The sequence below is a fragment of the Streptomyces sp. NPDC053431 genome (genome assembly GCF_044544925.1).
GTDB lineage: Bacteria > Actinomycetota > Actinomycetes > Streptomycetales > Streptomycetaceae > Streptomyces.
This window is the reverse complement of sequence record NZ_JBITXX010000004.1, coordinates 315,614-333,452: the sequence shown is the minus strand read 5'-3', so window position 1 is coordinate 333,452 and position 17,839 is coordinate 315,614. Positions and strand designations below refer to the sequence as shown.

Below are 17,839 nucleotides of genomic sequence, written 5' to 3'. Positions count from 1 at the left end.
CGACGCGGTCGCGGGCGGCCTCCAGCTCCTGCTGGGTGAACCGGGGAGTCCGGGTCAGAGGATCGCCCCGGGGGTGTAGCCGGCGGCGTCCGGGTGCTGCTTCACGATCTCCTCGATCCGGGAGACCACGACGCCGACCTGGTCGGCGGCGGCACCGGTGAAGGACAGCTTGTCCGCCATCAGCTCGTCGAGCTGCGCGCGGTCCAGCGGGATCCGCTCGTCGGCGGCCAGCTTGTCGAGCAGCTCGTTGCGCTCGGCGCCCTGCTCGCGCATGGCGAGGGCGGAGGCGACGGCGTTCTCCTTGATGGCCTCGTGGGCCAGCTCGCGGCCGACCCCGGCGCGGACCGCGCCCATGAGGACCTTGGTGGTCGCCAGGAAGGGCAGGTAGCGGTCCAGCTCGCGGGCGACGACGGCGGGGAAGGCGCCGAACTCGTCGAGCACGGTGAGGAAGGTCTCCAGGAGCCCGTCGAGGGCGAAGAACGCGTCGGGCAGCGCCACCCGGCGGACCACGGAGCAGGACACGTCGCCCTCGTTCCACTGGTCGCCGGCGAGCTCGCCGGTCATCGACGCGTAGCCGCGCAGGATGACCATGAGACCGTTCACGCGCTCGCAGGAGCGGGTGTTCATCTTGTGCGGCATCGCCGAGGAGCCGACCTGGCCCGGCTTGAAGCCCTCGGTGACCAGCTCGTGGCCGGCCATCAGGCGGATCGTCTTGGCGATCGAGGACGGGGCGGCGGCCAGCTGCACGAGCGTGGTGACCACGTCGTAGTCGAGCGAGCGCGGGTAGACCTGGCCGACCGAGGTGAAGGCGTGCGCGAAGCCGAGGTGGGCGGCGATCCGCTGCTCCAGGTCCGCCAGCTTCGAGGCGTCGCCGCCGAGCAGGTCGAGCATGTCCTGGGCGGTGCCGACCGGGCCCTTGATGCCGCGCAGCGGGTAGCGGCCGAGCAGCTCCTCCAGGCGCGCGTATGCCACGAGCAGCTCGTCCGCGGCGGTCGCGAAGCGCTTGCCGAGGGTGGTGGCCTGGGCGGCGACGTTGTGCGAGCGGCCGGCCATGACCAGCTCCGCGTACTCGCCGGACAGCTTGCCGAGACGCGCGAGGACGGCGACCGTACGGTCCCGCATCAGCTCCAGGGAGAGCCGGATCTGCAGCTGCTCGACGTTCTCGGTCAGGTCGCGGGAGGTCATGCCCTTGTGGACGTGCTCGTGGCCGGCGAGGGCGTTGAACTCCTCGATCCGGGCCTTCACGTCGTGCCGGGTGACCTTCTCGCGCTCGGCGATCGAGCCGAGGTCGACCTGGTCGAGCACGCGCTCGTAGTCGGCGAGCGCCGCGTCCGGAACCTCGATCCCGAGGTCCTTCTGGGCACGCAGCACCGCGAGCCACAGCCGGCGCTCCAGCTTCACCTTCTGCTCGGGGGACCAGAGGACGGCGAGCTCCGCGGAGGCGTAGCGGCCGGCCAGGACGTTGGGGATGCGGGGCTTCGCAGTCACAGCTGTCACGTGTCCTGATTCTACTGGCGGTTTCTGCAGGCCAGCGCCACGGTTCCGGCTGGAGCTTGCTACGAGACGGACGTCACGTCGCGGCCCGCCGTCAGCCGGTCTCCGGGATCTCGTACGGCAGCAGCTCGGGGCGCTTCGGGGCGCGGCCGTCGCCCGAGGAGCGGCCGGTGAGCCGGCGTCCGATCCACGGTCCCAGGTGCTCCCTGGTGAACCGGGCGTCGGCGATCCGGCGGGCCGCCCAGCCCGGCCGCGGCGTCGGGGCCAGGGGATCGCGCCAGTCGCTCTCGCCCGGCAGGCCCAGGGCCTGCCAGACCGCCTCGGCCACCCGCTGGTGCCCCTCCGCCGTCAGGTGCAGCCGGTCGACGTCCCACATCCGGGGGTCGGCGAGCGCCGGCGCGCCGTACAGGTCGACGACCAGGGCGCCGTGCCGGGCGGCGAGCTCGTCCACGTACGCGAAGAGCTCCTCCATGCGGGGCCGGAAGCGCTCCAGGACCGGTCCCTGGCGGCCGGGGCTGCGCATGAGGACCAGCTGCCGGCACGAGGGGGCGAGCCGCTCGACGGCCTCGCCGAGCAGACCGCGCACCCGGCCCATGTCGCACTTGGGGCGCAGGGTGTCGTTGAGCCCGCCGACGAGGGTGACGACGTCGGCCTTCATGGCCGCCGCGGTGTCCACCTGCTCCTCGACGATCTGGCCGATCAGCTTGCCGCGCACGGCCAGGTTCGCGTAGCGGAAGCCGGGAGTGCGGGCGGCGAGCCGGCCCGCGAGCACGTCGGCCCAGCCGCGGTAGGAACCGTCCGGCCGCAGATCCGACATACCCTCGGTGAAGCTGTCGCCCACGGCGACAAGACTGGTGTACGTGGCATTGATCTCCATGGCCCAGCGATCATACCGCTCGGTATGGGCCGCCGGCCGTGGAGAACCGGGAGGGGAAACCCCATGAGCGAGGCGCTGCTGAGTGCGCTGACCGAGGCCCTGGCCGATCTGGTCACGGCGGTCGAGACCGCGGACGACGAGGTCCTCGACCCGGACACGGCGGTGAAGTGGCTGGAGAGCACCGGGTACGTCCTCGGCGGACTCCCGGCCGCGGACCGCCGCGCCCTCGACCGTCTCTTCCGCGACGCCGCCCTGCGGCGGCCGCCCGGCCCGCGGCGCGACGAGCTGCTGAAGGTGTCGGAAGGCCTCGGGCTGACGGCGGACGACCACGCCGTGAACTGCGAGCGGGTCGCGTCGGCCGTGGAGAGCTTCGTCACCCTCGTCCGCGGCGCCGACCCCGCCACCCCCGTCCCGACCTGCCCCGGCTGGACCCTCGCCGACCTGGTGAAGCACCACGGCACCACCCACCGCTGGACGGAGCACCTGGTCCGCACCCGGGCCACCGAGCGGGTGTGGTCCACGGACGTGCCCCTCGACCTGCCCGAGGACCCGGCCGCCTACCCGGAGTGGCTGGCCGCGAGCGCCGAGGCGAGCCTGCGCGCCCTGCGCGCGGCGGAGCCCGACGCCCCGACGTGGTCGCACGGCGCCGACCCGCACGTCCGGTTCTTCCCGCGCCGGCTCCTCTTCGAGGCGGTCGTCCACCGCGCCGACGCCGAGCGCGCGCTCGGCCGGGAGCCCGGCCCGATCGACCCGGGCACGGCCGCCGACGGCATCGAGGAGTTCCTGGAGAACCTGCCGTACTTCTCCTGGGTCGCCGAGCCCGTCGCCCGGCTCGGCCGGGACGGCGCGCGGCTGCGGCTGGCGGCCACCGACTCCGGCGCCGCCTGGACGCTCACCCTCGGCGGGGGCGGCTTCACCTGGCAGCGGCGGGCCGACGGCGAGGCGACCGCGACCGTCGAGGGCACCGCCGCCGACCTGCTGCTCCTCGTCTACGGGCGGTACGCGGCCGACGACCCGCGCTTCACGCACGCGGGCGACCGTACGGTGCTGGACGCCTGGCGGGCGGCGACCGCGCTCTGACCCGCCGAAGGGCCCCGGGACGAGGTCCCGGGGCCCTTCACGTGGTCGAGGTCACGCGGAGGGGCGCCCCACCAGCTCGCGCAGCACGTCCTCCATCGTCACCAGACCCGCCGGCCGGCCGTCCTCGTCGAGGACCGCCGCCAGGTGGGTCCGGCTGCGCCGCATCGCCGTCAGGACGTCGTCCAGCGGCGTCGCCGCCCGCACCCGGGCGATCGGCCGCAGCGCCGACACCGGGAACGGCAGGTCGCGGGGGGTGACGTCGAGGGCGTCCTTCACGTGCAGATAGCCCAGGATGCGCTGGTCCGAGTCGAGGACCGGGAAGCGGGAGAACCCGGACCTGGCCGACATCGCCTCCAGCTGCTCCGGAGTCGTGTCCACCCGGGCGTACACGACCTTCTCCACCGGAAGAACCACGTCCCGCACCGGGCGCCGGCCCAGTTCCAGGGCGTCGTGCAGCCGCTCGGCCGCCCGGTCGTCGAGCAGGCCGGCGTGACCGGCGTCGGTGACCATCCGGGCCAGCTCGTCGTCCGAGAAGGTCGCCGCGACCTCGTCCTTCGCGTCCACGCGCAGCAGCTTCAGGATGCCGTTGGCGAAGGCGTTGATCGTGAAGATCACCGGACGCAGCGCCCGGGTCACGGCCACCAGCGGCGGGCCGAGGAGCAGCGCCGCCCGGGACGGCTCGGCCAGGGCGATGTTCTTCGGGACCATCTCGCCGAGCAGCATGTGCAGATACGTGGCGACGGTGAGCGCGATCACGAACGAGATCGGGTGCACCAGGCCGTGCGGCACGCCCACGGCGTCGAACAGCGGCTCCAGGAGATGGGCCATGGCCGGCTCGGCCACGATGCCGAGGACCAGGGTGGACAGCGTGATGCCGAGCTGGGCGGCCGCGAGCAGCGCCGAGACGTGCTCCAGGCCCCAGATGACGCTGCGGGCCCGGCGGTCGCCGGCCTCCGCGAGCGGTTCGACCTGACTGCGGCGCACGGAGATCAGGGCGAACTCGGCGCCGACGAAGAAGGCGTTGACGAGCAGGCTCGCCAGACCGATCAGCAGCTGGACGACGGTCATCGGCCGGCCTCCTCGCCGGAGTGGGGGAGGGGGGCGTGCAGCAGCACCCGGGCCGCCCGCCGTCCGGTGGCGTCGACCACGTCGAGGCGCCAGCCGGCCAGCTCCACGCGGTCGCCGAGGACCGGGATCCGGCCGAGCTCGGTGGCCAGCACGCCGGCCAGGGTCTCGTACGGGCCCTCCGGCACGCGCAGGCCGATGGCCTCCAGCTGGTCGGTACGGGCCGCGCCGTCCGCGGACCACAGGGCGCGGCCGTCGGCGTCGTCGCCCACCCGCGCCAGGTCGGGCGTCTCGTGCGGGTCGTGCTCGTCGCGGACCTCGCCGACGACCTCCTCGACGATGTCCTCCAGGGTCGCGACGCCGGCCGTGCCGCCGTACTCGTCGATGACGACGGCCATGGTCTGCCTCCCGGACAGACGGTCGAGCAGCTTGTCCACGGTCAGGCTCTCGGGCACCAGCAGCGGCTCGCGCAGCAGGTCGCCGACGTTCCGGCGCGGCCGTTCCTCGGCCGGTATCGCGAGCACGTCCTTGATGTGCGCGATGCCGACGACCGAGTCCAGGCTGCCGCGGTAGACGGGGAAACGGCTCAGGCCGGTCGCCCGGGTCGCGTTGGCCACGTCCTCCGCGGTGGCCTGCACCTCCAGGGCGGTGACCTGGACGCGCGGGGTCATCACGTTCTCCGCGGTCAGCTCGGCCAGGTTGAGGGTGCGGACGAACAGCTCGGCCGTGTCCGCCTCCAGGGCGCCCTCCTTGGCGGAGTGCCGGGCCAGGGCCACCAGCTCCTGCGGGGAGCGGGCGGAGGCCAGCTCCTCGGCGGGCTCCAGGCCGAGGCGGCGCACCAGCCGGTTGGCCGTGTTGTTGAGATGGCTGATGAGCGGCTTGAAGGCGGCGCTGAAGATGCGCTGCGGGGTCCCCACCACCTTGGCGACCGCCAGCGGGGAGGAGATCGCCCAGTTCTTGGGCACCAGCTCGCCGACGACCATCAGCACGACGGTCGACAGGGCGGTGCCGATGACCAGGGCCACCGAGGACGCGACCGAGGGCGACAGGCCGAGGGCCTCGACCGGGCCGCGGATCAGCGCGGCGATCGACGGCTCGGACAGCATGCCGACGACCAGATTGGTCACGGTGATGCCGAGCTGAGCGCCGGACAGCTGGAAGGTGAGCGACTTGACGGCCTTCAGGGCACCGGCCGCCCCGCGCTCGCCCCGCTCGACGGCGGCTTCGAGCTCGGAGCGCTCGACGGTGGTCAGCGAGAACTCGGCCGCCACGAAGGCGCCGCAGGCGAGGGCGAGGAGCAGCGCCACCAGGAGCAGCAGCACCTCGGTCATCGGTTCACCTCCGTCCCTCGACGAGTCCCATGATCAGTCAGGGACGTGAGGACCGCGCGACGTCGGCTTGCGAAACGGGTACTGGGAGGCTCGCCCATGGGCGGACGCTCACACCTTTCGGTAGGTGATCGATACTGCACACCATGGTAAAGGATCGGCAAAGCGGCGGTCTCAGCCGGTCAGCGGCTTCACCCAGCGGGTCCACTGCTCCTCGGGGCCGTACGCCGCCGCCCGCCACGCCGCCTGCGCCGGCGCGTTCCGGTCGAGCACCATCGCGTCCGCCCGCCGACCACCCAGCCGTACGAAGCGTTCCTCGGCCGCGGCGAGCAGCGCGCCACCGATGCCGCGGCGCCGGTGGTCCGGATGGACGGCGAGCCGGTACAGATGACAGCGCCACCCGTCGAACCCGGCGATCACCGTCCCCACCAGCTCCCCCTCCCGCTCCGCGAGCAGCAGCGCCTCCGGGTCGCGCGCGACGAGCCGCGCCACCCCGGCGCCGTCGTCGCTGATGCTGGTCCCCTCGGCCGCCGCCTTCCAGAAGGCGAGCACGGCGTCGATGTCGGCCGCCACCGCGGCCCGTATCCGAAGATCGTCCATGCGGGCATCCCACCACCGGCCGCTCCCGGCCGTCGACCGGGTTTCACCCCTCAGACGCGCGCAGCTCCGCGATCACCGGCCCGAACGCCTCCATGGAGTGGTCGAGCACCGTGACGTACGAGATGCCGAGCCGCTCCCGCAGGGCGACCAGCCGGTCGGCGATCTCCCGCACGGTCCCGATCGCCAGCACCGGCAGATCGAGCACCTGCTCCTCGGAGAGATACGGCACCAGCGGCAGGAACCCCGCCACGGCCCCGGCTGGGTCGTCCGTCACGATCACCCGCTGGAGCAGCAGATTGCGCTCCGCGGGCGTCCGGCGCCCGGCCGCCCGCTCGAACCCCTCGAACGCCGCCACCCGCGCGGCCATCTCCTCGGCGGTCAGCAGGGTGGGCGCGCCACCGTCGAACCGGCCACCGGAGAACGCCATCACGTCCGCGTGGCGGGCGGCCAGCCGCAGCACCCGGTTCCCGTTGCCGCCGATCAGCAGCCGCACCGGCGGGGAACCCTCCCCGCCCTTCAGCGCCCCCGCCAACTCCTCCACCGTGCGGGCCAGATGGTCGACCCGCCCGCGCGGCGGCAGGAAGGGGACTCCGGCCTGCTCGTGCTCGGCCGGCACGTACCCCGTACCCAGCCCCAGTTCGAGCCGCCCCTCGGTGAGCGCGGCCGTCGTCGTCACCTCGCGCGCCAGCAGCACCGGGTTCCAGAAGGCCGCGTTGAGCACGAAGGTGCCGACCCGCGGCCGGGTGGTGGCCTCCGCCGCGGCGACGAGCGACGGGAACGGGGCGGGCATCCCGAGATGGTCGGCGACCTGGATCAGGTCGTACCCGAGCTCCTCCGCGCGGCGGCAGCGCGACCGCCACTCGCTTCCCGTGCCGGGCGTGAGCATGTTGACGGAGAACCGGAACGGCAGAACCACGGCGCATCCTCCAGTTGACAGACCCTCAGCGACGAACTTCCGCCTCTCAGCCTGTCACGAAGCAGAACTCGTTCTCCTCCGGATCGAGCATCACCTGGAAGGACCCCTGCTCGTCGGTCACGAGACCACCCGACCGGCGGGCGCCCAGCGGCAGCACCTGCTCCGCCGCCCCCTCCGGGTCGGCCACCTCCACGTCCAGATGGACCCGGTTCTTCACCGTCTTGCCCTCCGGCACCTTCTGGAAGGCCAGCCGGACGAAACCCGGCGGGTCGACGTACGACCAGTCGGGGCTCCGGTCGACCGGAGCCCCGCCGAGGACCGCCGCCCAGAACCGCACGAGGACGGCCGGTTCGGCACAGTCGAACACGATCTCCTGCACACGAGCACGCATGGCGCCAGGGTACGGCGCGGGGCCGGCCGGACCGGATCCACGAGAAGCCGGCGGCTCAGGCCGCCACAGCCGCGACGAGAGGCCGGCGGCTCAGGCCCCGACTGCCGAGACGAGGCCCGGGAGGCTCAGGCCCCCGCCGCCGCCGCGAACGCCGTCGCGTCCCAGGTGCCGCCCAGCGCGGGCGCCAGCCAGGAGGCCGCCGCCGCACGGAACTCCGCCGCGGGCAGCCCGCCGGCGCCCGCCGGCACCGCCCCCAGCAGCGGCGCGCCCGCCGCCTCCGGCAGATCCGCCAGATTGCACCGCTCGGCCAGGTCCGGGGACTCCGGCCAGCTGCCGATGACCACGCCCAGCTGCTCGATGCCGCGCGCCCGCAGCGCCTCCGCCGTCAGGGTGGTCGAGTTGAGCGTGCCCAGCCCCGCGGGGGTCACGACGAGCACCGGAGCGCCGAGCAGCCGGGCCGCGTCCGCGAGCGTCCCGCCCTCCTCGTCGAAGCGCACCAGCAGCCCGCCGGCGCCCTCCACGAGCACCAGGTCGTGCGTGTCCGCCAGCTCGCGCGCCGCCGCCGCGACCGCGTCCGGCCGGACCGGCGCGAGCCCCGCGCGACGCGCCGCGGTCCCGGGCGCCAACGGCTCCGGGAAGCGGGCCAGTTCGGCCCCCTTCGCCGCCCCCGACAGCCGCAGGACCTCCTCCACGTCTCCCGGCTCCCCGGGCCCGACCCCCGTCTGCGCGGGCTTGAGCACGGCGACGGACCGCCCGGAGGCGGTGGCGACGGCGGAGAGGGCGGCGGTGACGACGGTCTTGCCGATCTCGGTGCCGGTGCCGCTGACGACGATGACGGTCATGAAGAGGGATTCCTTTCCGAGGGAAGCGGGCGCCGCGCGCCTGGGCGGCGCGCGGCGCACCTCGTGGTGGGCGGGGCGGACCTCAGCCCGCTGCCGCCGCCGCGCGCACCGCGGCGCAGATCCGGGCCACGTCCTCGTCGCCCGTCACGTACGGCGGCATCGTGTAGACGAGGTCGCGGAACGGGCGCAGCCAGACGCCGGCGCGGACCGCCGCCCGGGTGGCGGCGGTCATGTCGACCTCGTGGTCGAGCTGCACCACGCCGATCGCGCCGAGGACCCGGACGTCGCGGACGCCCGGGAGGTCGGCGACGTCCGCCAGCCCCTCGCGGAGGCCGGCCTCGATGCGCTTGACCTCGACCTGCCAGTCCTGCCCGAGCAGCAGGTCGATGGAGGCGAGGGCGACCGCCGAGGCGAGCGGGTTGCCCATGAAGGTCGGCCCGTGGGCGAGCACGGGGACCTCGCCCCGCGAGATGCCGTCGGCGACCCGGCTCGTGCAGAGCGTCGCCGCCATCGACAGATAGCCGCCGGTCAGCGCCTTGCCCACGCACATCACGTCGGGGGAGACGCCGGCGTGGTCGGCGGCGAACAGCGCGCCCGTGCGCCCGAAGCCGGTCGCGATCTCGTCGAAGATCAGCAGCACGTCGTGCGCGTCGCACGCCTCCCGCAGCACCCGCAGGTACGCGGGGCTGTGGAAGCGCATCCCACCCGCGCCCTGCACGACCGGTTCGACGACGACCGCGGCGAGCTCGTCCGCGTGCCGTCCGATCGCCTCGCGGAGCAGCTCCGCGTACGACTCCTCGTACGCGGCCGGCGGCGCCTCCACGAAGACCTGCCGCTGGAGCACCCCCGACCACAGCTCGTGCATGCCGCCCTCGGGGTCGCACACGGACATCGGCTGCCAGGTGTCACCGTGGTAGCCGCCGCGCCAGGTGAGGAGCCGGCGCTTGCCGGGACGGCCGACGGAGCGCCAGTACTGCAGGCACATCTTGGCCGCGACTTCGACCGAGACCGATCCGGAGTCGCTGAGGAAGACGTGCCGCAGCGGTTCCGGCGTGATCTCGACGAGGCGCGAGGCGAGCCGGACGGCCGGCTCGTGGGTGAGCCCGCCGAACATGACGTGGCTCATCCTGTCGAGCTGGCCGCGCGCCGCCTCGTTGAGCACGGGGTGGTTGTAGCCGTGGACGGCCGACCACCACGAGGACATGCCGTCGATCAACTCGCTTCGGCCCTCGCTGGGTTCGGCCAGCCGGAGCCGCACCCCGGACGCGGACGCGACGACCAGCGGATCCGTACGGCCGGGCATCGGGCCGTACGGGTGCCAGACGTGCGCCCGGTCCAGGGCGAGCAGTTCGTCGTTACGCATTCGGCGCGAGATCCGTGCCGGCGCCCCGGCGGCGCACCGCCACCAGGTCCGTCCGGGCCTCCGAGGCCGCGGCCGGGGCCGCCGCCGGAACCGAGGCGTGCCCGCCGCACGGACCGCAGCCGCCGCCCGCCTCGGCGTGCGAACCGCAGCCCGCGCCGGCCTCGGCCGCGGAACCGCAGCCGCCGCCACCGGCCTCGGCGTGCGAGCCGCAGCCGCCGCCGGCCGCCGCGGCGAGCGCGTCCGCCCGGTGCGCCGGCAGCGTCGTCGTGCCCGCGCCCTCCACCTCGAAGCCCGCGTCCGCGATCATGTCCAGGTCCGCCTTGCCGGCCTGGCCCTCACTGGTGAGGTAGTCGCCGAGGAAGATCGAGTTGGCGATGTGCAGCGCCAGCGGCTGCATCGAGCGCAGGTGCACCTCGCGGCCGCCCGCGATCCGGACCTCCACGTCCGGGCAGACGAACCGCACCATCGCGAGGATCCGCAGGCAGCGCTGCGGGGTGAGGTTCCACTCCTTGGCGAGCGGCGTGCCCTCGAACGGGATGAGGAAGTTGACCGGCACCGAGTCGGAGTCCAGCTCGCGCAGCGCGAACACGACGTCGACCAGGTCCTCGTCGCTCTCGCCCATGCCCGCGATCAGGCCCGAGCAGGCCGACAGGCCGGCGCCGTGCGCCTTCTGCACGGTGTCCACGCGGTCGGCGTAGGTGTGGGTGGTCGTGATGTCCCCGTACGTCCCCTCGGACGTGTTGAGGTTGTGGTTGTACGCGTCGGCGCCGGCGTCCTTGAGGCGCTCCGCCTGGCCGTCGGAGAGCAGACCGAGGCAGGCGCAGACCTCCACGCCCTCGTTCTGCTCCTTGATGGCCTCGATGGTCTTGCCGACCCGCTCGACGTCGCGGTCCGTCGGACCGCGGCCGCTGGCCACCAGACAGACCCGCTTCGCGCCGCCCGCGACACCGGCCGCCGCGGCGGCGGAGGCCTCGTCGGGCTTCAGCCACGTGTACTTGAGGATGCCCGCCGTCGAGCCCAGCCGCTGCGAACAGTACGAGCAGTCCTCGGGGCACAGCCCCGACTTCAGATTGACCAGATAGTTGAGCTTCACCCGCCGTCCGAACCACTGGCGGCGCACCTTGCCGGCCGCGGTCACCACATCGAGCAGGTCGTCGTCGGATGTCGCCAGGACGGCGAGCGCTTCTTCACGGGTCGGCAGCTCGCGCCGCAGCCCCTTCTCCACCAGGGTGTTCAGCAGGTCCATAAGGGCTGATCCTTACCTACGGCAGACCTCCGGGCCAAGGAAGAGAAGAACAAACAGACCGGTTCGTAGTGTGTGGATGGCCACACCCTGACCTGGAGCCCGGCCGGTTAGGGTCTGTGGGCTGCCTACAAAAGGATCTGCCATGCCGCCGTACGCCGAGGACCCGCAGGACGCGCAGAACCCGGGCGCGGGCTCGGACCCCCGCCGAACCGCCTTCGCCTGGACCGAGGCCGCGGCACGGCAGCGCGCGGAGGCGGGGCTCGTACGGACACTGCGGCCCCGGCCGGCCGAGTCGGAACTGCTCGACCTCGCGAGCAACGACTACCTCGGCCTCACCCGCCGCCCGGAGATCACCGAGGCTGCGGCCGAGGCGGCCCGACGCTGGGGCGCGGGATCCACCGGCTCGCGGCTCGTCACCGGCTCGACCCGGCTTCACGCCCGCCTGGAGCGCGAACTCGCCGAGTTCTGCGGCTTCGAGGCGGCGCTCGTCTTCTCCTCCGGCTACACCGCGAACCTCGCGGCGCTCACCGCGCTCTCCGCCCGGGACGGCCTGATCGTCTCGGACGCGGGCAACCACGCCTCGATCGTCGACGGCTGCCGGCTGTCCCGGGCCGAGACGGCGGTGGTCCCGCACGCCGACCCCGAGGCCGTCGCCAAGACGCTCGGCGCGCACCCGGACCGCCGGGCGATCGCGGTCAGCGACTCCGTCTTCTCGGTCGACGGCGACAAGGCGCCCCTCACGGCGCTCGCGGAGGCCTGCCGGGCGCACGGCGCGGGCCTGGTCGTCGACGACGCGCACGGTCTCGGGGTGCTCGGTGCCGGCGGACGCGGCGCCCTCCACGAGGCGGGGCTGGCGGGCGACCCGGACGTCGTCGCGACCCTCACCCTCTCCAAGTCGCTGGGCAGCCAGGGCGGTGCGGTGCTCGGCCCGGCCCGGGTGATCGAGCACCTGGTGAACGCGGCCCGCACCTTCATCTTCGACACCGGACTCGCCCCCGCCGCCACGGGCGCCGCTCTCGCGAGCCTGCGGCTGATCGTGGCCGAACCGGCCCTCGCGGACCGGGCGCGCACGGTCGCGACCACGCTCCACCGCCTCCTCACCGAGGCCGGGCTGACCGCCGTGCGCCCCGACGCCGCCGTGGTCTCGGTCCGCGCCCCGGGCCCGAACGAGGCCCTCCGCTGGGCCGCCGACTGCCGGGAACTCGGTGTGGCCGTCGGCTGCTTCCGCCCCCCGTCCGTCCCGGACGGCATCTCGCGGCTTCGCCTGACGGCCCGCGCCGACCTCACGGAGGCGGAGATCGAGCGCGCGGTCACGACCATCGTCCGCACGGCACCGGAGGGCGCGAGGGCCTGAGCCCCCGCCGGCGGCCGGGCGCGGGCAGCGGCTCGGTGCCCGCCGCCCGCAACCGGGCCGGTCGTCAGGCTCGTCCTACAGCGCATCATGCTGAGCCTGAACGCGCCCTTCACCGACCTGCTGACCTCGTCCTTCCGCCGCCTGCTCGCCTTCGCCTGGGGGCAGACCCGGGCCTGCGCCTTCGCGATCGCGCTGCTGTCGGGGGTGGCGGCGTCCACGCTGCTGCCCGGGCTCCCGGTGGCCCGCTACGACCTGCTCGTCGTCTACGGCGTGCTGCTCACCCTGCTCTTCTGGCTGCGCGGCTGGGAGTCGGGGCGGGACGTCGCCGTCATCGCCGTCTGCCATGTCATCGGCCTGGCGTTCGAGCTGGTGAAGGTGGCGCTCGGCTCGTGGAGCTACCCCGAACCGGCCGTGCTCAAGTTCGCCGGCGTCCCGCTGTACGGAGGGTTCCTCTACGCGGCCGTCGGGAGCTACGTCTGCCGGGCGTGGCACCTCTTCGACCTCGAGCTGGTGCGCTACCGGCCCCGGGCGACGGCGGTGGTGGCCGCGGCGATCTACGTGAACTTCTTCACCCACCACTGGCTGCCGGACGCCCGCTGGCCGCTCGCCGCGCTGCTGCTGGCCGTCACGGCGGGCACCTCCGTGCGGTTCACGGTGCGCGGTGCCCGCCTGCGGATGCCGCTGGCCCTGTCCTTCGTGCTGATCGGCTTCTTCCTGTGGCTGGCGGAGAACCTCGCCACGTACGTGGGCGCCTGGCGCTACCCGTACCAGCTCCACGGGTGGCAGCCCGTCGGCGTGGAGAAGTTCGGCGCCTGGTCGCTGCTGATCAGCATCACGTTCGTCCTGGCGGCGGCCACCCGCCCCCGCCCCGCGGCCGGGACCCGGGCCCTGGCGTCTAACTAGGAGTCGCCTTCCTCGACGTCGCCGTCCCCGGCCTCGCCCCTGCGCCCGTGGGGGCGGCGCTGTTCCTCGCGGCCCAGGCCGGGGGACTGGCGCTTGGCGCCCATGCCGTGCGCGTCGGGCGCGGTGTCGCCGCGGCGGCCGCGTACCGCCTCCTCGGCCTCCTGGCGGGCCTCGGCGTCACCGCTCTCGCCGACGGCCTCGGACGGTGTGGTGCGGGGCGGCGCGTCCGCGGGAAGGGTGCGCCGGCGCTCGTGGTGGCTCATGCTCGTCCTCCGTGTGCGTACGGACGATGGGTGGGACGTGGATGCGGCTGCCCGGTGGCCTCACGCGGAAACACCGGGCGCCGCGGCGAGCACGAAGGGGTGGCCGGCCGGGTCCGTGCAGCGCCGCACGGCGGTGCGCCGGTCGAGGCGGGTGCCGTCGACCTCGGCCGCCACCGGCCGCGCGCCCAGGCTGATGGCCTCGCGTTCGGCCTCGTCGAGGGCGTCGGGGGCGACCAGGATCCATAAGTGGGCCTGCTGGGAGTCCTCCGGCCGTGGCCAGCTGGGCGGAGCCTGGCCGGGGTCGCGGTGGATGCCGAGGACGACGCCCCCGGGGGAGCAGATCAGGAGCAGGTCGGGGTCGCCCTCGGCCGGTTCGGCGGTGCCGCCCAGCAGGGCGGCGTAGAAGCGGGCGAGGGGCTCGGGATCGCTGCTGTCCAGGACGAGGACGGTGCTCTTGGAGACGGGGTGCCGGGAGACGGTGTTGTCGGAGAGGGTCATACGGCTCGTGTGCCCGCTCAAGGGCCTTACAGGCACGCCGAGTCCGCATCCGGCCGCCGCGCGCACGGTTCACCGCTTCGGGCGACAGATATCCGCATATCTTCGCCGATCGACGTCCAGGCCGGCCCGATCGGTGGCACTCTGACGCGAAGCGCAATCCGGGCGGGGCCCGGTGGGAAAGGGACGGCGTCGCCATGGCAGACCACCAGGAAGCAACCGTCACGCTGCCGAGCGATCCGGCCTCGGTCTCCGCCGCCCGGAGGTACGTCGCCGAGGTGCTCACCTCCTGGGGGCTCGGGAGCGCGAGCGACACGGCGGACACGGTCCGGCTGATCGTCTCCGAGCTGGCGACCAACGCGGTGCAGCACACCTTCGGCCGGTCGCCCACCTTCACCGTCGACGTGCGCCTGGAACGCGACGAGCGGCTGCACATCGGCGTGACCGACAGCCACCCGCGGTGGCCCCGGCGCCTCCCGGCGGCCGTCCAGCAGGACAACGGGCGCGGCATGGTCATCATCCGCTCGCTGACCGCCGAGGCCGGCGGCCGCCTCGCGGTGACGCCGACGGCCGAGGGCGGCAAGACGGTCCGGATCAGCCTCCCCTGGACGGCGGCGACGCTGACGCCTCGATAGGGACGCTGACGCCCCGACAGGGCGGGCCGCCCCCGGGACCGCCCGCCCCCGCGCGCGCCGACCCCGGGGACGGGAGTCGTGGGGGCGGGGGCCGCGGAACGGGCCCGGTGGGCGCCGGGCGGCGGGCGCGGCGGGATCCGCGGTCAGCGGACGCGGCCGTAGAGCACCTTGGCCGACCAGATCTTGTCGAGCTTCACCCACGAACCGGTCTTCGGGGAGTGCCAGATCTTGTTGTTACCCGCGTAGATTCCGACGTGGTACACCCTTCCACCGGAATGGAAGAAGACGAGGTCCCCCTTCTGGCGGCTGGACGCCGCGATGTGCCGGGTCTTGTTGTACTGCTGCTGCGCGGTGCGGGGCAGCGTCTTGCCCGCCTTCTTGTACGAGTAGAGCGTGAGGCCCGAGCAGTCGAACCTGGTGGGGCCCGTAGCGCCGTACTTGTAAGGCGATCCCTTCTTCGAGGCGGCGACGCTCAGGGCCGTGTCGGCGTACGAGGTCGCGGCCTGGGCCTCCGGCGCCGCTCCTGGGGCGAGCAGCGTGCCGCCCACGGCGGCGAGGGTGAGAGCCGAGACGGCTCCGGCCCGGGACAGCAGGGACGGGACATGAATCTGCGCAGTCATGCGCAACCCTTCGTCAGCCGCCTGTGAAGGATGACCTGTCGGGTTCGGGCAGGCGAAGATGCCCGGCCGCGGCTGCGGCTTCACCCCGAGGGCCGTCACCCTTGCGGGCACGTCCCGTGTTGCTCGGGTCCTCCACTCCTGCCGATCCACTCCTGTCGACCAGACGTCCGGGACGGCGGCAGGACTCGGCGTCCGCCCGGACCGCCCCGCCTCGGGTGGCGGGGGCTTGTCGTCGACAGGGATCTTGACCCACACCTAGGGCGAAATCCGAGCTGAAACGGCCATATGTGAGGCTCCTCACGACTGATCCATTCGAGTGGACAGTCGGGTTTCGCGATCTTCGGAGGTTTGGCCGACGACCCCGTCACCAGCGATGGAATGCCCGATTCCGCTAGATGTGTACACCTGTTGCGCAACTTACCTGAGCTCCATGTCGATTCGTCGACTACGCCGAACGGGGGAGCGATTCTGCGTCGCGCATGCCCCGTGTGGACCTCGACACGACACGCGGTGTTGTCAACTCGCCTGCTCTCCGGGGAGGGTGACGCGCCCTGAGCGCCGCTCGCCGTCCAACACCCTTAGCGCGCGCGTCAATGTGGCCACGTGGACCTCGCTCTCGCCCCGCATATGCATGAGCGTCAGGGCGTCCCGGAGCGCCGTCGCGCGTCCTATCAGGGCCTGGGCGGCTCGCAGGGCCCCATAGGTATGCGAGGACCTGGATGGATTGATTCTTCCCAGCAGGTCGACGACTTCGAGGTACGCGTCCACGAACTCGCTCTCGGCGCGCGTCAGCGCGGGGAGCGGCGGCAGCTCCGGGACCATGGCCGGCTCACCCCTCGTCGGCGGTGCCGGCGGACCCGCGGCGGCTCTGCACGACGTGGTCGACCAGGCCGTACGCGCGCGCCTCCGTGGCGTCGAGCACGGTGGTCCGGTCGATGTCGGCGTCGACCCGGCCGCGGTCCCGCCCGGTGTGCGCGGCGAGCAGTCCGGCGACCAGCGCGCGCTGTCGCAGCAATTCCCGCGCGTGGATGTCGAGATCGCTGGGCTGACCCCGCAACGGCTCGTCCAGCGTGGGCTGCTGGAGGACGATCCTGGCCCCGGGCAGCGCGAGCCGCCGGCCCGGGGAGCCGGCCGCGAGCAGCACCGCCGCGGGCCCGACGGCCTGACCGAGGCAGATGGTCTCCACCTCGCACGAGACCGTGCCGATCGTGTCGTAGATCGAGGTCATCGCGCTGATCGAGCCGCCGGGGGAGTTGATGTAGAGGCTGATCACCTGCTCCGGGGCGGCGTGGTCGAGGTGCAGGAACTGGGCGATGACGTCGTTGGCCGAGGTCTCGTCGACCGGCGTGCCCAGGAAGACGATCCGCTCCTGGAGCAGCTTCGCGTACGGGTCGAGGGTGCGCGTGCCGTAGCTCGTGCGCTCGGTGAACTCCGGAAGGACATATCGCAGGGCGTGCCGCATGGCGCTCCTCCTTCTGTAAAAAATGTACAGGATGTACAGCCCGTAAGATGAGGAGCATGGCCTACGAGATTCCGGTGACGCAAGCCCGCGCAGAGCTCGCGGAGCTGATCAACCGCGTCGTCTACGGCGGTGAGCGGGTGGTCGTCACCCGCCACGGCAAGCCGCTGGTCGCCCTGGTGTCCGCCGCTGACCTGGAACGACTCGAGGCGACGGAGGCGCCGGCCGAGGAGCAGGTGATCAGCTCGCTCTCCTCCGTCCGCGGAGTGACGTCCGCTCCGGGTGAACAGCGCCGCTTCGGCATCGCCGCCCGTCACCGCGACCCGGGCGCCCCCGACGCGTGACGCCTGACGCGTGAGGCGCGCCGGGCGGTGCCCGGCGCGCACTCGACCGCATGTCCGAATCCCCCTGTCGTGGGACCGAGTGCGCCGACCGTTGTCCACGCAGTTGCAAAGCGCGAGTTAACGAGCCGGAAAAACTTCCGCCCTAACCTGCAATGTCTGACCCGGCGGCCCCTCTCGTGGCTCAACAGAGTGTTGATGATCGCTATGGTCCGCTGCTGTCCGGGTGAGTCACCCGGTGAAAGACAGTGAGGTGGAAGCGTGCAACTCAGCCCCCACGAGCAGGAGCGCCTGCTCATCCATGTCGCGGCCGACGTGGCCGAGAAGCGCCGGGCGCGCGGCGTACGGCTCAACCACCCCGAGGCCGTCGCGCTCATCACCTCGCACGTCCTGGAGGGCGCCCGGGACGGTCGCACGGTCGCCGAGCTCATGTCCTCCGGTCGCAAGGTGATCACCCGCGACGAGGTCATGGAGGGCATCCCCGAGATGATCCACGACGTCCAGGTCGAGGCCACCTTCCCGGACGGGACCAAGCTCGTCACCGTCCATGACCCGATCGTGTGAAAG

Annotated in this window: 21 protein-coding genes and 1 riboswitch; of the genes, 6 read left to right on the top strand and 15 right to left on the bottom strand. The window is 73.2% G+C overall.

The window, feature by feature from the left end:
• Window positions 1-54: 54 nt before the first annotated feature.
• Both purB and ACIGXE_RS14185 read right to left on the bottom strand, forming a co-directional pair.
• The gene (gene purB, locus ACIGXE_RS14190; RefSeq protein ID WP_399746933.1) at window positions 55-1,497 is read right to left on the bottom strand and encodes an adenylosuccinate lyase; all 1,443 of its coding nucleotides are present in this window, start codon (window positions 1,495-1,497) and stop codon (window positions 55-57) included.
• A gap of 91 nt (window positions 1,498-1,588) precedes the next feature.
• Window positions 1,589-2,371: an SGNH/GDSL hydrolase family protein gene (locus ACIGXE_RS14185; RefSeq protein WP_399746931.1), complete on the bottom strand. Its 783-nt coding sequence runs from the start codon at window positions 2,369-2,371 to the stop codon at window positions 1,589-1,591.
• A gap of 63 nt (window positions 2,372-2,434) precedes the next feature.
• Between ACIGXE_RS14185 and ACIGXE_RS14180 the strand changes: the two genes are divergently transcribed.
• The gene (locus tag ACIGXE_RS14180; RefSeq protein ID WP_399746929.1) at window positions 2,435-3,451 is read left to right on the top strand and encodes a maleylpyruvate isomerase family mycothiol-dependent enzyme; all 1,017 of its coding nucleotides are present in this window, start codon (window positions 2,435-2,437) and stop codon (window positions 3,449-3,451) included.
• Window positions 3,452-3,502: 51 nt separating this feature from the next.
• On the opposite strand, the gene ACIGXE_RS14175 is transcribed toward ACIGXE_RS14180, so the two are convergent.
• From ACIGXE_RS14175 to bioB, 8 genes are all read right to left on the bottom strand, one after another.
• Window positions 3,503-4,519 carry a hemolysin family protein gene (locus ACIGXE_RS14175; protein ID WP_399746928.1) on the bottom strand — a complete coding sequence of 339 codons (1,017 nt, stop codon included), beginning with the start codon at window positions 4,517-4,519 and terminating at the stop codon, window positions 3,503-3,505.
• The gene (locus tag ACIGXE_RS14170; protein WP_399746926.1) at window positions 4,516-5,847 is read right to left on the bottom strand and encodes a hemolysin family protein; all 1,332 of its coding nucleotides are present in this window, start codon (window positions 5,845-5,847) and stop codon (window positions 4,516-4,518) included. The genes ACIGXE_RS14175 and ACIGXE_RS14170 overlap by 4 nt, the downstream gene beginning before the upstream one ends.
• 171 nt (window positions 5,848-6,018) lie before the next feature.
• A complete protein-coding gene (locus ACIGXE_RS14165; RefSeq protein ID WP_399746924.1) occupies window positions 6,019-6,444 on the bottom strand; it encodes a GNAT family N-acetyltransferase in 426 nt (141 codons plus the stop codon).
• A gap of 43 nt (window positions 6,445-6,487) precedes the next feature.
• Window positions 6,488-7,360, bottom strand: a complete 873-nt coding sequence (locus tag ACIGXE_RS14160; protein WP_399746922.1) for a TIGR03621 family F420-dependent LLM class oxidoreductase — start codon at window positions 7,358-7,360, stop codon at window positions 6,488-6,490.
• 46 nt (window positions 7,361-7,406) lie between these two features.
• Window positions 7,407-7,751: a VOC family protein gene (locus tag ACIGXE_RS14155; protein WP_399746920.1), complete on the bottom strand. Its 345-nt coding sequence runs from the start codon at window positions 7,749-7,751 to the stop codon at window positions 7,407-7,409.
• 125 nt (window positions 7,752-7,876) lie between these two features.
• Entirely contained in the window at window positions 7,877-8,593 is a 717-nt protein-coding gene (gene bioD / locus ACIGXE_RS14150; RefSeq protein WP_399746918.1) for a dethiobiotin synthase, read from the bottom strand.
• 82 nt (window positions 8,594-8,675) lie between these two features.
• Window positions 8,676-9,956, bottom strand: a complete 1,281-nt coding sequence (locus tag ACIGXE_RS14145) for an adenosylmethionine--8-amino-7-oxononanoate transaminase (protein ID WP_399746916.1) — start codon at window positions 9,954-9,956, stop codon at window positions 8,676-8,678.
• Complete coding sequence (gene bioB, locus ACIGXE_RS14140; protein WP_399746914.1) at window positions 9,949-11,202, bottom strand: biotin synthase BioB; 1,254 nt, start codon at window positions 11,200-11,202, stop codon at window positions 9,949-9,951. The genes ACIGXE_RS14145 and bioB overlap by 8 nt, the downstream gene beginning before the upstream one ends.
• A gap of 142 nt (window positions 11,203-11,344) precedes the next feature.
• Here bioB and ACIGXE_RS14135 point away from each other — a divergent pair, with 142 nt between their 5' ends.
• Both ACIGXE_RS14135 and ACIGXE_RS14130 read left to right on the top strand, forming a co-directional pair.
• On the top strand, window positions 11,345-12,556 hold the full coding sequence (locus tag ACIGXE_RS14135; protein ID WP_399746913.1) for an 8-amino-7-oxononanoate synthase: 1,212 nt from the start codon (window positions 11,345-11,347) through the stop codon (window positions 12,554-12,556).
• Between the two features lie 87 nt (window positions 12,557-12,643).
• Complete coding sequence (locus tag ACIGXE_RS14130) at window positions 12,644-13,459, top strand: DUF817 domain-containing protein (RefSeq protein ID WP_399746911.1); 816 nt, start codon at window positions 12,644-12,646, stop codon at window positions 13,457-13,459.
• Here ACIGXE_RS14130 and ACIGXE_RS14125 read toward each other — a convergent pair.
• Together ACIGXE_RS14125 and ACIGXE_RS14120 are read right to left on the bottom strand one after the other, a co-directional pair.
• Complete coding sequence (locus tag ACIGXE_RS14125) at window positions 13,456-13,722, bottom strand: hypothetical protein (protein ID WP_399746909.1); 267 nt, start codon at window positions 13,720-13,722, stop codon at window positions 13,456-13,458. The two genes, ACIGXE_RS14130 and ACIGXE_RS14125, sit on opposite strands and share 4 nt — an antisense overlap.
• Before the next feature lie 60 nt (window positions 13,723-13,782).
• Window positions 13,783-14,220: a VOC family protein gene (locus ACIGXE_RS14120; protein WP_399746907.1), complete on the bottom strand. Its 438-nt coding sequence runs from the start codon at window positions 14,218-14,220 to the stop codon at window positions 13,783-13,785.
• Window positions 14,221-14,414: 194 nt separating this feature from the next.
• On the opposite strand from ACIGXE_RS14120, the gene ACIGXE_RS14115 reads away from it, so the two are divergent.
• Window positions 14,415-14,852 (top strand): ATP-binding protein, encoded by a 438-nt coding sequence (locus ACIGXE_RS14115; RefSeq protein ID WP_399746905.1) that lies wholly within the window; start codon window positions 14,415-14,417, stop codon window positions 14,850-14,852.
• Between the two features lie 143 nt (window positions 14,853-14,995).
• On the opposite strand, the gene ACIGXE_RS14110 is transcribed toward ACIGXE_RS14115, so the two are convergent.
• The 3 genes from ACIGXE_RS14110 to ACIGXE_RS14100 all read right to left on the bottom strand — a co-directional run bounded on the left by ACIGXE_RS14110 (window position 14,996) and on the right by ACIGXE_RS14100 (window position 16,934).
• Window positions 14,996-15,472, bottom strand: a complete 477-nt coding sequence (locus tag ACIGXE_RS14110) for a C40 family peptidase (RefSeq protein ID WP_399746903.1) — start codon at window positions 15,470-15,472, stop codon at window positions 14,996-14,998.
• Window positions 15,473-15,475: 3 nt separating this feature from the next.
• Window positions 15,476-15,673: riboswitch (cyclic di-AMP (ydaO/yuaA leader) on the bottom strand.
• 315 nt (window positions 15,674-15,988) lie between these two features.
• A complete protein-coding gene (locus ACIGXE_RS14105) occupies window positions 15,989-16,294 on the bottom strand; it encodes a hypothetical protein (protein ID WP_399746901.1) in 306 nt (101 codons plus the stop codon).
• A gap of 7 nt (window positions 16,295-16,301) precedes the next feature.
• Window positions 16,302-16,934: an ATP-dependent Clp protease proteolytic subunit gene (locus ACIGXE_RS14100; protein WP_399746899.1), complete on the bottom strand. Its 633-nt coding sequence runs from the start codon at window positions 16,932-16,934 to the stop codon at window positions 16,302-16,304.
• A gap of 56 nt (window positions 16,935-16,990) precedes the next feature.
• On the opposite strand from ACIGXE_RS14100, the gene ACIGXE_RS14095 reads away from it, so the two are divergent.
• Both ACIGXE_RS14095 and ACIGXE_RS14090 read left to right on the top strand, forming a co-directional pair.
• Window positions 16,991-17,275, top strand: a complete 285-nt coding sequence (locus ACIGXE_RS14095; protein ID WP_399746897.1) for a type II toxin-antitoxin system Phd/YefM family antitoxin — start codon at window positions 16,991-16,993, stop codon at window positions 17,273-17,275.
• 258 nt (window positions 17,276-17,533) lie between these two features.
• Entirely contained in the window at window positions 17,534-17,836 is a 303-nt protein-coding gene (locus ACIGXE_RS14090) for an urease subunit gamma (protein WP_399746895.1), read from the top strand.
• Window positions 17,837-17,839: the final 3 nt, after the last annotated feature.

Bases quoted from the DNA above. Each gene is read 5' to 3' on its own strand.
- bioD (WP_399746918.1), bottom strand. From the start codon at position 8,593: ATGACCGTCATCGTCGTCAGCGGCACCGGCACCGAGATCGGCAAGACC.
- ACIGXE_RS14165 (WP_399746924.1), bottom strand. From the start codon at position 6,444: ATGGACGATCTTCGGATACGGGCCGCGGTGGCGGCCGACATCGACGCC.
- ACIGXE_RS14180 (WP_399746929.1), top strand. From the start codon at position 2,435: ATGAGCGAGGCGCTGCTGAGTGCGCTGACCGAGGCCCTGGCCGATCTG.
- ACIGXE_RS14120 (WP_399746907.1), bottom strand. From the start codon at position 14,220: ATGACCCTCTCCGACAACACCGTCTCCCGGCACCCCGTCTCCAAGAGC.
- bioB (WP_399746914.1), bottom strand. From the start codon at position 11,202: ATGGACCTGCTGAACACCCTGGTGGAGAAGGGGCTGCGGCGCGAGCTG.
- ACIGXE_RS14105 (WP_399746901.1), bottom strand. From the start codon at position 16,294: ATGGTCCCGGAGCTGCCGCCGCTCCCCGCGCTGACGCGCGCCGAGAGC.
- ACIGXE_RS14125 (WP_399746909.1), bottom strand. From the start codon at position 13,722: ATGAGCCACCACGAGCGCCGGCGCACCCTTCCCGCGGACGCGCCGCCC.
- ACIGXE_RS14175 (WP_399746928.1), bottom strand. From the start codon at position 4,519: ATGACCGTCGTCCAGCTGCTGATCGGTCTGGCGAGCCTGCTCGTCAAC.
- ACIGXE_RS14135 (WP_399746913.1), top strand. From the start codon at position 11,345: ATGCCGCCGTACGCCGAGGACCCGCAGGACGCGCAGAACCCGGGCGCG.
- ACIGXE_RS14145 (WP_399746916.1), bottom strand. From the start codon at position 9,956: ATGCGTAACGACGAACTGCTCGCCCTGGACCGGGCGCACGTCTGGCAC.
- ACIGXE_RS14155 (WP_399746920.1), bottom strand. From the start codon at position 7,751: ATGCGTGCTCGTGTGCAGGAGATCGTGTTCGACTGTGCCGAACCGGCC.
- ACIGXE_RS14185 (WP_399746931.1), bottom strand. From the start codon at position 2,371: ATGGAGATCAATGCCACGTACACCAGTCTTGTCGCCGTGGGCGACAGC.
- ACIGXE_RS14095 (WP_399746897.1), top strand. From the start codon at position 16,991: ATGGCCTACGAGATTCCGGTGACGCAAGCCCGCGCAGAGCTCGCGGAG.
- ACIGXE_RS14170 (WP_399746926.1), bottom strand. From the start codon at position 5,847: ATGACCGAGGTGCTGCTGCTCCTGGTGGCGCTGCTCCTCGCCCTCGCC.
- ACIGXE_RS14110 (WP_399746903.1), bottom strand. From the start codon at position 15,472: ATGACTGCGCAGATTCATGTCCCGTCCCTGCTGTCCCGGGCCGGAGCC.
- ACIGXE_RS14130 (WP_399746911.1), top strand. From the start codon at position 12,644: ATGCTGAGCCTGAACGCGCCCTTCACCGACCTGCTGACCTCGTCCTTC.
- ACIGXE_RS14100 (WP_399746899.1), bottom strand. From the start codon at position 16,934: ATGCGGCACGCCCTGCGATATGTCCTTCCGGAGTTCACCGAGCGCACG.
- ACIGXE_RS14115 (WP_399746905.1), top strand. From the start codon at position 14,415: ATGGCAGACCACCAGGAAGCAACCGTCACGCTGCCGAGCGATCCGGCC.